Annotated in this window: 9 protein-coding genes; 3 read left to right on the top strand and 6 right to left on the bottom strand. The window is 33.2% G+C overall.

The annotated features are described in order from the left end of the window. Positions 1–158 precede the first annotated feature (158 nt). From BM390_RS15615 to BM390_RS14600, 5 genes are all read right to left on the bottom strand, one after another. Positions 159–2,729, bottom strand: coding sequence for an SH3 domain-containing protein (locus BM390_RS15615; RefSeq protein ID WP_089855677.1), 2,571 nt, complete (start codon positions 2,727–2,729; stop codon positions 159–161). Positions 2,730–2,970: 241 nt separating this feature from the next. Beyond that, positions 2,971–5,280: a M14 family metallocarboxypeptidase gene (locus BM390_RS14615; protein ID WP_089855674.1), complete on the bottom strand. Its 2,310-nt coding sequence runs from the start codon at positions 5,278–5,280 to the stop codon at positions 2,971–2,973. 56 nt (positions 5,281–5,336) lie between these two features. Beyond that, positions 5,337–6,554: an O-antigen ligase family protein gene (locus tag BM390_RS14610; protein WP_089855671.1), complete on the bottom strand. Its 1,218-nt coding sequence runs from the start codon at positions 6,552–6,554 to the stop codon at positions 5,337–5,339. Between the two features lie 180 nt (positions 6,555–6,734). Continuing rightward, positions 6,735–7,718: an LCP family protein gene (locus BM390_RS14605; protein WP_089855668.1), complete on the bottom strand. Its 984-nt coding sequence runs from the start codon at positions 7,716–7,718 to the stop codon at positions 6,735–6,737. Between the two features lie 149 nt (positions 7,719–7,867). Continuing rightward, positions 7,868–8,857 (bottom strand): LCP family protein, encoded by a 990-nt coding sequence (locus BM390_RS14600; protein ID WP_089855664.1) that lies wholly within the window; start codon positions 8,855–8,857, stop codon positions 7,868–7,870. Positions 8,858–9,116: 259 nt separating this feature from the next. Between BM390_RS14600 and BM390_RS14595 the strand changes: the two genes are divergently transcribed. After that, positions 9,117–10,040 carry a Wzz/FepE/Etk N-terminal domain-containing protein gene (locus tag BM390_RS14595; protein WP_177220744.1) on the top strand — a complete coding sequence of 308 codons (924 nt, stop codon included), beginning with the start codon at positions 9,117–9,119 and terminating at the stop codon, positions 10,038–10,040. Between the two features lie 427 nt (positions 10,041–10,467). On the opposite strand, the gene galU is transcribed toward BM390_RS14595, so the two are convergent. After that, a complete protein-coding gene (gene galU / locus BM390_RS14590) occupies positions 10,468–11,340 on the bottom strand; it encodes a UTP--glucose-1-phosphate uridylyltransferase GalU (RefSeq protein ID WP_089855658.1) in 873 nt (290 codons plus the stop codon). Between the two features lie 444 nt (positions 11,341–11,784). Between galU and BM390_RS14585 the strand changes: the two genes are divergently transcribed. Both BM390_RS14585 and BM390_RS14580 read left to right on the top strand, forming a co-directional pair. Continuing rightward, the gene (locus tag BM390_RS14585) at positions 11,785–12,522 is read left to right on the top strand and encodes a YveK family protein (RefSeq protein WP_089855655.1); all 738 of its coding nucleotides are present in this window, start codon (positions 11,785–11,787) and stop codon (positions 12,520–12,522) included. A 3-nt stretch (positions 12,523–12,525) separates the two neighbouring features. Continuing rightward, the gene (locus BM390_RS14580) at positions 12,526–13,206 is read left to right on the top strand and encodes a CpsD/CapB family tyrosine-protein kinase (RefSeq protein ID WP_089855651.1); all 681 of its coding nucleotides are present in this window, start codon (positions 12,526–12,528) and stop codon (positions 13,204–13,206) included. Positions 13,207–13,516 lie beyond the last annotated feature (310 nt).

Genomic DNA, 13,516 nt, shown 5'->3' with positions numbered 1-13,516 from the left:
GTTACTTACCATTATACAAGACTTGGGGAGGTACTTCCTTTTTTATGCTTCAAAACCATTGGGCCGCAAGGCCTCAGAATTATGAAATTCATTCAATTATAAGAAATTTTAATCATTAAAAGGCTCTCAAAATGAGAGCCTTTTAATGATTTTATTGATTATTGGATTTTTAGATAACTATGATTTGTTCCAGAGCTGATCCAGTATTCACTGTTATTATAATTGATTTTATACCATTCATTAAGTGTAACAGGAGAATCATCTTCTTTAAGTACCATAGTAACCAAAGAGCCATTACTTAAGCTACCAACAACTTTACTACTTGTAGTTGGATTTTCTCTGACGTTTAATCCTGAAGCAGTAACTTGAGCAACATTCTTAAGTTTTATATAGTCTTCAGTAACCCATCCAGTGTGTCCGTTTAATTTCGCCTCATACCAACCTTGATTATTTGTACTGAGGATGATCAGCTCAGTACCTATATTGGCGATTGTTGCTATAATAGTATTATTTGATACAGTAGATGGTTCTGATCTAAATCTTACGTTTGTACCAGTAGTAACGCCAATTGCACCTACAGGATAACTAGAATTGTTCTTAGGAGGTGTTGATCCTTGATAGCCAGGCTGATTAATAAATTTCGGTACATCATAAATTAGCACATAACTAGACAAAGTATTATAAATACGCTGGATACGGGCTGTAGGAATTTGAGCCCATGCAACATGTGTTGCGTATTGATGAACACCAGGATTATCAGGATTCCATCTCATTTTATATAAGGTATCTTGACCTTTATGAATATAATTCTTGGCAACAAATTCAGCTCCGCCAATAATAGCTGCTTCTGGAGTGAACCAATTTTTTTCGTAAGCATATTGAGCACCACTTGAGTTAGCAGTCCCATCGTATGCAGCGGTACCATACATGTTGTATACGGTACGCCCATTTACTTCAATACCCTGAGCAAGTTGAGAAGCACCATTACCTGTTTCATGTAAAGCATGTGCAATGAGGTAAGCTTCATTGATACCATATCGATTACCAGCTTCGATAAAAGCACTTGCGGTACCTGCCAAAGTGCCAGTCTTACTGTTTAAAATATTATCATTCACTTCAATAGGATTTAGACCAGCAGGTGATGCTAAATCTAAAAATTGAAAGAATCCATCTTCTCCATCTCTAAAATTAGATGGATTAGCATAGTATTCGACTAAACTTCTAACAGCATTAATTGTACCAGTACCATTAGCCTGTGGGCGTCTACCCATTTGAATATTAATCATCTCGTCAAAAGTATAGTCATATTTGGAATAAGAGATTTTCTTAATTGGTTGAAAATCAATATCACCTTTGTTAATATATCCGATTGTCTTAGCACCATTTAAATATACGAATGCTTGATACCACTCAGAGGAGAATGATTTAAAATACAAGTAATGGCCCTCTGGGTATGATCTCAAGATATTAGAATTCCTTGTAGCCTTAGAATAAATATTAACCTTAGTTTGATCGGCGTAACCGTTTAAATCGTTTTGAATAGAAGAAAGTGTTTCAACATCACCTGAATAAATATAACCTTTTTTCTTTTGACCATTAACATATACTGTTGCTTCATACCAATTTGTTGTCAAAGTCTTATAATAAAGGATATGTCCTTCAGGATATGATTTCAGACTAGGTGATTTGTTTGAAGCACGTGAATATATATTCACTCTGTTTTTGGTTGCCAAACCTCTAAGAGATTCGACTGGTCGATCTTCAATGTTATCTACACTATTCTTAGGTATATAACCTTTTCTTCCTTTTCCGTTTATTATCACGTATGCTTCATACCATGATGTAGAAAAAGTTTTATAATAGAGTAAATGTCCTTCTGAGTAGCTACGAAGAATAACGGACTTCTCAGATGCTTTATCATATACATGAGCGGTATTTAAAGCAAAACCTCTTAAACTTTGTTGATTACTTAAGTCTAATGTTTCAACATCACTTTTTTGTATATAACCTTTTTTTCCTGTTCCATTTATAATGATATACGCCTCATACCAATTATTAGAAAAAGTTTTGTAGTATAATATATGTCCTTCGTCGTATGTTCTTAAGTTTGATGATGATTTTGCAGGTTTAGTATAAATATTTGTATCATTTAATGCGACACCTTTAAGAGATTGCTGATTTTCAGCGTCATAAAGTTCAACATCACTGTGGTGTATATAGCCAGTTTGCCCTTTCCCATCCACAATAATATGAGCTTCGTACCACTCATTTGAGAATGATTTAAATAGTAGCATACTACCTGGACTATATGTGCGAAGTTTATAGCTATTCTTGGTGGCTCGAGAATAAATAGTAGCTGAATTTTCCTTACTAAATCCTTTTAATAATTTTTGTTGAGTTAAATCAACCGTTTCAACGTGTTTCTTTGAAATATAACCTGTGTGGCTCTTACCATCAATAATAACAGTTGCAGAGAACCAGCTATTATCACTTTCTGTATACTGTAAAATAGAACCCTGAGCATAGTTTTTAAGTATCGAGCTATCTAAGCTTTTCTCAGAGTAAACAGGTGTATTCTCGATAAGTGAAATACCCTTTAAAAGACTTTGAGCATAGATAGCATTAGTATCTAGATCATTATCGCTAAACAATAGATTTATAGGTTGAAAAAATAAACTTAATGTTAGAAAACTGATTAAAATTATATTTTTAATGTTAAAATTTCTCACCAAATATAGCCTCCAAATTTTTACTTGTAGTATTTTCTTTTCCCGTAAAAACTATCATCTGGTTTTGGATTACACCTCCCGTGTGTATTTGATAGCATCACATATATTATCGCAAAAATAATAGTGAATGTTAAGGGAATTTAGATTGATTTTTACAACTATTAAAATAGTGTAAATTATAAAGAGAATATTGTTATAGTCTCTAGTGATTTTGATCTTATAAGAGAATCATATTGTTAAATCACCTGTTGAATCTATTAATGTGCGCCTCATTCATTAAAATGGCAGGAATCGCTTTATTTTGATTCCAAATTCTAGTGAAATTAGAAAGTGGTGTAGGCTTGTTTGCGACGAAAGGTGATATTTCGATAGTAAATCCAGGTTTTTTAAGAGAATCAATGACCCAATCGGTATAACCACCGTTACTATAGATATAAGAATTATACATTAATCCGTAACCTGTTTCGTCTGATATTAGCTTCGCGATATTTTCACTCGTTCTTAATAGAGAACCCGTAGCGTTATATGACCAGTATATGACCTCTCCTGTTGAATGGTAAGAGACGTGAGTCTTGAAATCATGCTTCTTAGCAAAATTATACATTGCGCGTGATTCAGGTTCTGTTAAAGGAGCTGAACCCTTGTAATTTTCTGAAGATGGTCCTATTGAATTATTGGTAATTCTGTTCCATCCGGCTGGGTATTGTCTATTTAAATCAACTCCTCTGCTGTTTGCCTTCCAAGATGAAAAATCATTATCATTATTATTAATGGATAGTAATTGTTGCGCGTTTGAAAACTGAGCAGGACCATGTTGATTTAATAAAACACCATCTGGATTCACCATAGGTACGAAATAGATTGAAACATTATTTAATAGCTCTCGTATGTCCAAACCGTTTAAGAAAGTTCTATTAACATAGGCAGAACTATAGTAATCTATTTGTTCCATTATCAAGTTGGTTGTGATCCATTCTCTTGCATGATGTGACCCGTTTATAGTTATCTTTGTATCGCCGATACCAAGTTTAACGAGTGGAATATCTCTACCATTTAATGATGTTCCAACAGATTTAATCGTAATTAAATGGGGATATTGCTCTTTTAGTTTGATAATATCACTTTTCATTTGTGAATAAGTATAAACTTGATTTGGGTTGACAATATTTTTACTAGTAGGCAACTGAGAAGTGGTATCAGATTTTTTTATATAACCTTTGGTAAGACGATTATTTTTATAAACTTCCGCAGAATACCAACTGTCCGTGAAAGGTCGGACCAATAGCTTCTTACCATATCGATAAGTTTTTATTGGGTTAGAAACAGCTGATAGTTCACTATATACCGCTGTTTCTGGATTTAGAGCATATTGTGAAATAATGTCTGAAGTTTTATGTTGATCACGAGTATCTTGTTTAAGAAGGTATCCTGTTATTAATCTATTATTTAAATATACTTTAGCTCTATACCAATTTCCCGAAAAGTCTTCGTATGATAATAGATGCCCCTCCGGATAAGATTTAATTATATTTGAAGAACGTGTTGGTTGATGATAAATATTCGTATGACGCAAAGCATACCCCTTTAAAGAAACGTTAGAGTCGCTAAGTGCATCTACGCTATCCTTTTTGATATAGCCAGTGTAAGATTGATCATCTAAGAAAACTGTCGCTTCATACCAATTATCGGAAAATGTTTTATACCACAATATATGACCTGACTTATAGGATTTCAATGAAGAAGAGTCAGAACTTGGTTTACTAAATACAAATGTTTTGTCTATTGCTATACCATTTAGTAAGATTTGTGGTTCTTGGTATAATGTTTCCACTTCGTTTTTATTAATATATCCAGTATGATGTTTATCGTTAATAATAACTGTGGCTTCAAACCAATTATCAGAAAAAGATTTATAGGTTAGTATGTGTCCTTTATTATAAGATTTTAAATTGCTAGATAATTGGTTAGGTTGAGTAAAGACTGTTGTTCTTGAGATTGTCAGGCCTTTTTTGAGTGTTTGAGATGTTAAATCGAGTGTCTCAACATCGTTTTTGTTGATGTAGCCAGTGGTTGCTTGATTGTTAATATAAATAGTTGCTTGGTACCACTCATCTGAATAGGAACGGTAATGAAGGATATGACCCGTTCTATATGTTTTGAGTACCGTTGATGATGAATTTAATTTTGAATAAATATTTACCTTATTATTACTCAAGCCAATCAGATTTTTTTGATTAGTTAAATTCAGAAGTTCAATATCATCACTACTAATGAAGCCCATAGTTAATTGCCCATCTTTAAAGACCTCAGCAATATACCACTCTTCATTATAATTTTTAAAATATAGGATGGATCCTTTAGTATAATTTTTAATAGCTATCCTATCGTTATCCGTATTATTATAAACGGAAACAGAATTGTGTTTTGCAATACCCTTGAGAATATCTGATGTTTCGGCTTCGATAATATAAGGAAATGTTAGACTTGCACATATAATAAATATAAGTGCTATAATTATTTTCAAGTGAGAACGTTTATACAAATAACGCAATAATATCTACCCCTTTTCTAATTAAGTTTTAATACTTGTTGCCACAGTAAGTGTTATTACTTTATTGAAGTCCTTTTTGTGCAATCACCATCTTTTTTGGGGTCAATAATCTTGACACCCATAGTGATAATTAACCATTGTATCAGCCCGATATTAAAGTTATTTTGGAAGAGAGTCACTTCAAATGTTTCATAGAAAATGAAGGCAATCAAATAAGCAGATGAAAGCATACCGGTAAAATGATTTTGATTTTTTCTTAGAAGTAACCAAAGTTGGTATAGGAATATAATAAATAGAGAGATACCTAAAAAACCAGACTCTAAAATAATTTGCAGATATTGATTATGAGCTGAGGTGCCAATGGATTCAATGTAATTTGGATCTGTACTTATTCCATGGCCCAGTATGGGAGCTTCAGCTATGTGTGTCCACAACTCATTCCAAATACCTTCTCGGCCGCTGAAAAATGATTTTCTAAATAATTTTAAAGATAAGGTATTAAAGAGATTGCCCAATTCACTACCGGGTAAAATTATGTAGAGTAATAGAAATAAGAGGCCCCCTCCTAATGATAAGAAAAAACTGTAATAAACCCATTTAGGTTTAATGTAATTAATTAATAACATTAGAATGACGATGAAAAATGAGACATATACAGACCTTGCATGGGTTTGGAACACTAAATATATTGTTAGTATTAAAATGACTAACATAAAAGTACGATAGAATTTATTTTTTAAATAATATAGTGTGAGTAATATAAAATATGTGGAACAAAAAAGAATGATAGCTAAACCGTTCGGGTTATTAAATATACTTTTGAAAGCAACGGTACCGTTGTAGTCAAAGTCAGAGAAACGGAAATCACTAAATAATAATAAAGTTGATACTCCGATGACTGATGATAATATTATTAAACTAATTTTGTTCCACTTAGTTTGAATGGAGAGAATGATGAAAGAAAAAACGCTAGTAATTTGTAAAAGTAATTGGATATTGTAATCTTTATTTAAAATCATGCTTATTACAATTGAAAATAAATAAAGGATAACAATAATGTATAAATTTTTTATGTAATAATTGAAAAAATCGTGCTCTAAATAATTGAAAATAAATATAAATAAACTCAATATTAGTGAAATCTGTATAGCTTTGTTTCCAAACGAATTAAGGGTGCTATTAGTTAGCTCAAAGATTGATGAGAATAGAAGCATTAAAATAAGAGATTGTGTCCAAATTGGCAGATTTTTATAATCTAGCGTGCTTTTTTTCATTGATTTTCAGTCGCTTTCTTAAATAATTTGATTTAATATCTTTAGTTATTAATTTAAGAATAACATACATCATAGCTATTTAATATGAGGAAAATTTGATTAGAGAGTAGTAAAGCCTTTACTATAACAAGCGTTATAGTAAAGGCTTTACTTAGTATTACATTGATGATTTCTATTTATTTACTCATTAATATCTAGATGTGATTTTAATATCATTTTAACTTCTTCCAAATGCTCTTCATCTAGACCAAAGTAATAAGCATCCTCCCATTTATCATAACCTTCCAAACTGAGGTTTTCAATGGTTAAGTCACCTGATAAGGCATAACTAGACAGGCTTTTAATCTCATTCCACTTTAAGTTAGTGGTCATATTATCTCCAACAGCATCAAATAGTGAGGTTATATTAAGAGCGGCGTTCATCGAAATAGCTCGGTCTAGAATCGCACTCATTAATTGTTGCTGTCTTTTCACTCGCTCTAAATCACTATCTTTTCTTCTTGTTCGAGCAAAGGCAAGTGCTTCTTCGCCTGACAATAATTGTTCGCCAGGGGTAAGATGAATCGCGCCTTCAACATCATTTGAATCCATTTCATAAACTTCATAAGGGACATTTACTTTAACGCCATTTAAGGCATCGATAACATCAATAAATGCATCGAAATTTAGTCTAACGTAGTAATCAATGGGAATATCAAGTAAATGTTCAATCGTGTCAATGGAACCTTTTACACCATCATAGGCATGAGCATGGGTGATTTTAGTAAAGGTATCCTCACTTGGAACATATACATAGGAGTCTCTAGGGATACTGAGCATTTTAACACTATGATCTTGTTTATTAAAAGTCGCAAGAATAAGCGCATCAGACAAACCTTTTGTATTAGGATCTTGTCTTGCACCACCCTGATCAATACCAACGAACAGAATAGAGATATTATCTTTAGTTGGATCGGGAATTTCCTCACGTAATTCAGAACCTTGTTCTCTTCCATCATCTTCGTAAGAAGATGACACAACATTTTCGGCTTTGTTTAAAACGGCCCCTACATAAGTAGCGCCGAGCCCAATAAAGATGAGAATAGGGATGGCTATATATATTAACAATTTACGTTTTTTTTGTTTTCTTTTTTTTAATCGTGAATACTCATTATTTTGATACATAAAAAAGCCCCTTCTTTGTTGGTTTATCAATTTTTAATTATACATGATTTAGTTACTCAACGCCACTTAAGATTTACAAATTCTTAACACTACGTCAGACGTTATAGAACAAAAAAAGTTACACCGAAGTGTAACTTTAGAGGTGAATATTAATTCTCTTTTGGTTCCCACTCTAAATGGGATTGTAATATTTGTTTAATGTCAGTGAGATGTGTTTCATCAAGTTTATAATAGTAAGCATCGGTAACCATGTCAGAACCTTTTAATTCTAAATGATCGATTGCTAAGTCTTTATTTAATGCATATGGAGCAAAACTTTTGATTTCATCAAACGACATGTTTGTTTTCATATTGTCGCCAACAACACTAATTAAATCATTCACGTTTAAAACAGCATTGACGGAAATAGAACGTTTTAAGATAGCACTAATAATCATTTGTTGACGTTTTCCCCGTTCGATATCGTTGTCAAGTTTACGTGTTCGGGCAAGAGCTAACGCTTCTTCTCCATTTAAGTTTTGTTTACCTGGCAATAAGTGAATCGCATCTTTATTATCATTTGAATCCATTTCATAAAGTTCATATGGGACTTCTATGTTTATGCCATTCAATTCATCAACGATATCGATAAAAGCATCAAAGTTAATGGAAACAAAGTAATCAATCGGAATATCGAATAAATTTTCAATTGTTTCAATTGAAGCTTTTGGCCCGCCATATGAGTGAGCGTGATTAATTTTGGTATGAGTATCTCTTAACGGAACGTACACGTAACTATCCCTAGGGATGCTTAACATTTTAATGCTGTGATCATTCTTATTAAATGTTGTTAAAATTAAGGCATCTGATAATCCATTACTGCTAGTGTCTCTTCCACCGCCGTTATCAACACCAATGAATAAGATTGATACATGATCTTTTCCAGGGTCAACAGTTATATATCGAAGCTCAGACTTATCGCGTCCTGCTGAATCAAACGCCTCATCAACGGCATTTTTAGCATTAAAATAAACACTCGTTAAGTAAGCGCCAATCATAATTAACAAGGCAACTAAAATAATAATAGTGGTACGAAGAATTTTCTTCTTTTTTTGTTTCTGTTTCTTATATTTTCTTCGAGTTAATTTTTCGTTGGTCATTTTGAATCTCCTCATTTTAAAATAGTTTCTAGGTTGATATTCATATCATACTAATAAAACTAATATTAGTAAAATAGTATTTTGATGAAAGGTGTTGAATTTAATCTAAGATTGAAACCATTGAAAAGATAAAGTTATCACAGTTAATTCCTTAAACAGGGTTGACTAATTAATCGAAATTAGATATTTTTAGAGTTGTTGTGTCAGTTTTTGTTGTAAGTATGAATAATTAAATAATTAGTAGACTATGGAGGATATTATGGAAGAGGAAATCAGTTTAAAGGAATTGCTTCAAGCAATATTAAAAGGGAAAGTCTTAATAGGCATTATTACAGCCATGGCTGTTTTGATTGCTGCGGGGTATAGCTACCTCCTTGTTGATCCGGTATATGAAGGTAGAACAATTATTGGTTTCAACAAAGTGTCGACTGCGCCAGAGAATGTTCAACCATTGATTGATGAATTAACAACCATTCAAAATTTTGAAAATGTGTTGACGTCACCGGAAAGTGTTGTACCTGTTATTGAAAAGCTAGAGATTGATCGTACATATAACAGTTTAGCTAATCAAATTGAGATGTCTCGTCTTAATGAGGGGGAGGATCATCTAGAAATTAAATTCGCGTCATCTGATCAAACTGAAATTGAATCGGTTCTGTCAGAACTTGTCGTACAGGCCAAAGTTCAATTAGGAAAAGCATTGAGTAATCGGTTTGACCTACTAACTGATGAATATGAGAGACAAATGCTTGAAGAAGAAAAAAATATTGATCAAGCCGTTGCTGCCTTTAACAATTTAAATGCACATGAAAAGCTACCAACTTTAATGTTAGTTAATGAGAACACATCTGGTAATCAGTATTTGTTAGATGTAAGTGAAGCTTATTTAGAAGAATTCCGACTATTAGATAAAACGTTACAAGCTGAATATAACAAAGCACTTGATAAAATTGATAAGCACACTGAGCTTTATAACTTTTACAGTGGTAAATTAGACGAAGTGAATAGTGTAAAGGATATGGGCATCATTAATGTGAAAGTGAATACCGTTACGGCACCAAGAGCGACAATGGACCCGATTTCTCCAAATAAATTGTTGAACATTGCTATTGGTCTAGTATTGGGGTTAATGATTGGGGTTTTTGTGGTATTATTCAAGAATTATTGGAATGATGAGGCTTAAGTGTCATCAATAAGATCATGTGATTTTATTCTTAATCTATAAGTTAAATCTGATATTACGCATGTTTTGGCTGCTTTTAAGTGGCTAAGACATGTTTTTTATTTATTCTTTTGTAGTAGTTTGAGTATTAATGTAGAACTTGAAATGTTGATACTAAACTGATTACCTTATTCAGGATCAATACTGTAAAGAGGGATTGAAATCTATAGGTGGGTTATTTTGAAATTTGTTTTTCGTGTTATAAATTAATCCCACAAGTTAAAATAGCCTTAATGTAATAACCTAGCTTAGCTACGCTCACCTAAAAATCGCGGAAGATATTAAAAAAATTAAACAGGTTTAGGTCTATCTTTTAAGAACTAAACCTGTTTAAGTCAAGGTATTATTCCGTTTGCCAACCTGCCAAGGGAAGTAACTTTGAGAGCAACTATAGTTCTTTTGCAAGATTTTTAATGAGCTGTTTTACATCGTCACCAATTTCTTTGTTTTGCATTGCAAACTCTAATGTCGTTTGAACAAAACCGAATTTCTCTCCAACGTCATAACGTTTACCTTCAAAGTCATAAGCGTATACTTTTTGAATTTCATTCAACATTTGAATCGCATCTGTTAATTGAATCTCACCACCTGCGCCAACTTCTTGACGTTCTAGGAAACGGAAAATTTCAGGATTAAAAATATAGCGACCTAAAATAGCTAGGTTAGAAGGTGCGGTTCCTGGAGCTGGTTTTTCAACAAAATTATTAACCTCATATAGACGGTTATCTTGCTTACCAGGATCAACAATACCATAACGGTGAGTAACGGATTCGTCTACTTGTTGTACACCAATAATAGATGAATCTGTTTTTTCGTATTGGTTAATTAATTGTTTTAGACAAGGGATATCACTTTGGACTATATCATCACCTAAGAGTACGGCGAATGGCTCGTTACCAATAAACTTGCGTGCACACCAAACGGCATGACCTAACCCTTTCGGTTCTTTTTGTCTTATGTAGTGAATGTCTGCAAGTTTAGTTGATTGTTCCACTTTTCTTAATAGTTCTAGTTTATCTTTTTCTTTTAGATTGGCTTCAAGTTCAGGAGCAAAATCAAAATGATCCTCAATGGCACGTTTCCCCTTACCTGTTACAATGATGATGTCTTCGATACCTGAAGCAACAGCTTCTTCAATAATATACTGGATGGTTGGCTTATCAACAATCGGTAGCATCTCTTTTGGCATCGCTTTAGTTGCTGGCAGGAAACGCGTACCTAATCCAGCGGCTGGAATAATCGCTTTTTTTACTTTTTTCATACTATGAACCTCCGTTATATCTGTGTTTTATAATTAGTCTTGTTAAAATAGTAACACTATTCCATGTTAAAAACTATACTATTCTATAAATCTGAGGGTACTTTAGCAATAAAGGTGATGATTTAGAATAATACGTGAAGATGCAACACAATATTGAATGAAGTCAAGGTAAAGTGCGTATGTGTACTTACTAATATATAAATTAAATAAGACTATGATTTCAGAACGTGAGCATATCTATATATTGATAAGTAATCAGTTTTGTTTGCTTTATATTATTGATAACACTAATTCATTATGCTGATAGAACTAAAGTGAAACATCTTGAAAAATAAGGAAATTCAGACTGTATTTTATTTCAGATTGTGGTATAATCTACTCTGTGCATAACTTCAAACGTTATCGCAGTGCACTAAACTACAAACTTCAGGAGGCCCATCCCATATGGAAGAAACGATTTCCTTAAAAGAACTGATAGTGATTATTAAAAAAAGGCTTGGTATGATTATTGCGACGTCATTACTACTTGCTGTATTAGGTGGTATGTTTACGTTTTTCTTTATTACTAAAGAATATGAAGTAAGCACGCAATTTTTAGTTAACCAACAGCAAACAGATCAAACGAACACCATTCAACAAAGTGACATTCGAACAAATATTGAGCTTATTAATACATATAATGTGATTATTAAAAGTAATCGTATCTTAGAAGAAGTTGCTAATGAATTAGACTTAGATCTATCTGCGACCCAGCTAGGAAGTAAATTGACTGTCACAAACGAAAATCAATCACAGGTGGTGACAGTTACAGTAAGAGATACGGATCCGCGAAGAGCTGAAAATATCGCAAATACAACCGTCGATGTTTTTCAAGAAGAGATTTATGAACTGATGAATGTTGATAACGTGAGTGTATTAAATCCCGCAGACGCAGGTATAAACCCGTTACCCGTTAGCCCTAACTTAACACTCAACATTGTGATTGCTTTTATATTAGGTGCGATGCTTTCGATTGGCTTAACGTTCTTACTTGAATATTTAGATACGTCCGTGAAGACGGAAGAAGACATTGAACGTTATTTAGATTTACCGGTTATTGGTACAGTATCACACATGGCAGAAGAAGATATTCAACAACCTACAGCGAAACATCACCGTGCACGTAAAGAAAGAGGGGCGTAATTTATGGCGAGACGAGAGAAACAAACATTTAGGCATTTAATTACGAGGAATAATCCGCGTTCGCCCATTTCTGAACAGTACAGGACCATCCGTACCAATTTGCAATTTTCAGCCGTAGATGGTGATCTAAGTACGATGCTTGTGACTTCTTCAGGTCCTTCGGAGGGTAAATCATCCACGGTTGCCAACCTTGCGGTTGTTTTTGCCCAACAAGAAAAACGCGTGTTACTCATTGATGCGGATTTACGTAAACCAACAGTGCATTATACATTTCGTGCAGATAACCGTCGTGGGTTAAGTAGTGTGTTAGTAGGGGATTATTCACTATTAGAGGCCGTTTCAAAAACAGATGAAGCTACATTACATGTATTACCATCTGGCCCAATACCACCTAATCCATCAGAATTACTTGGCTCAAAAGCGATGATTAAATTGATCGAAGAAGCGAAACAGTTTTATGATTTGATTATTTTTGATACCCCCCCTGTGCTTGCGGTAACAGATGCACAGATTCTAGCAAATATCGTCGATGGATCTCTACTTGTCGTACGTAGCAAGGTGACGGATAAAGAAGCAGCACTAAAAGCTAAAGAGCTACTTTTACCTGCAAAATCAAAGTTACTTGGTGTGGTATTAAATGACAAAGAAATGCCGAAAGGACATTATTATTACTATGGTCAATAAGTTTTGATAAATGAGATTCTTGATGGGTTTAAAAAATGTTAAATGAAAGTATCAGCAAATTTAAACGTCTATAAGTTTCACGACAAAAATAACGGAGACGCATGAGTAAGATTCATGTGTCTCTTTTTAGATACGTATGTTTAGATTTTAAGGCTCTATACTAAATGTGGTGGTACCCCTTAATCTGACATGACCTTAGCCTATATCAAAAAAACACACTTATACACCCTCATTTGTTAAACTATAATCGACGAAAAAAATAGAGAAATGAGGGGTATAAGTGCAAGACAAGTTTATCATAAAATTGTTA

The sequence above is a fragment of the Halolactibacillus miurensis genome (assembly GCF_900116255.1).
GTDB lineage: Bacteria > Bacillota > Bacilli > Bacillales > Amphibacillaceae > Halolactibacillus > Halolactibacillus miurensis.
This window is presented reverse-complemented; position numbering and strand designations above follow the sequence as displayed.

Bases quoted from the DNA above. Each gene is read 5' to 3' on its own strand.
- BM390_RS14610 (WP_089855671.1), bottom strand. From the start codon at position 6,554: ATGAAAAAAAGCACGCTAGATTATAAAAATCTGCCAATTTGGACACAA.
- BM390_RS14605 (WP_089855668.1), bottom strand. From the start codon at position 7,718: ATGTATCAAAATAATGAGTATTCACGATTAAAAAAAAGAAAACAAAAA.
- BM390_RS14600 (WP_089855664.1), bottom strand. From the start codon at position 8,857: ATGACCAACGAAAAATTAACTCGAAGAAAATATAAGAAACAGAAACAA.
- BM390_RS14595 (WP_177220744.1), top strand. From the start codon at position 9,117: ATGGAAGAGGAAATCAGTTTAAAGGAATTGCTTCAAGCAATATTAAAA.
- galU (WP_089855658.1), bottom strand. From the start codon at position 11,340: ATGAAAAAAGTAAAAAAAGCGATTATTCCAGCCGCTGGATTAGGTACG.
- BM390_RS14585 (WP_089855655.1), top strand. From the start codon at position 11,785: ATGGAAGAAACGATTTCCTTAAAAGAACTGATAGTGATTATTAAAAAA.
- BM390_RS14580 (WP_089855651.1), top strand. From the start codon at position 12,526: ATGGCGAGACGAGAGAAACAAACATTTAGGCATTTAATTACGAGGAAT.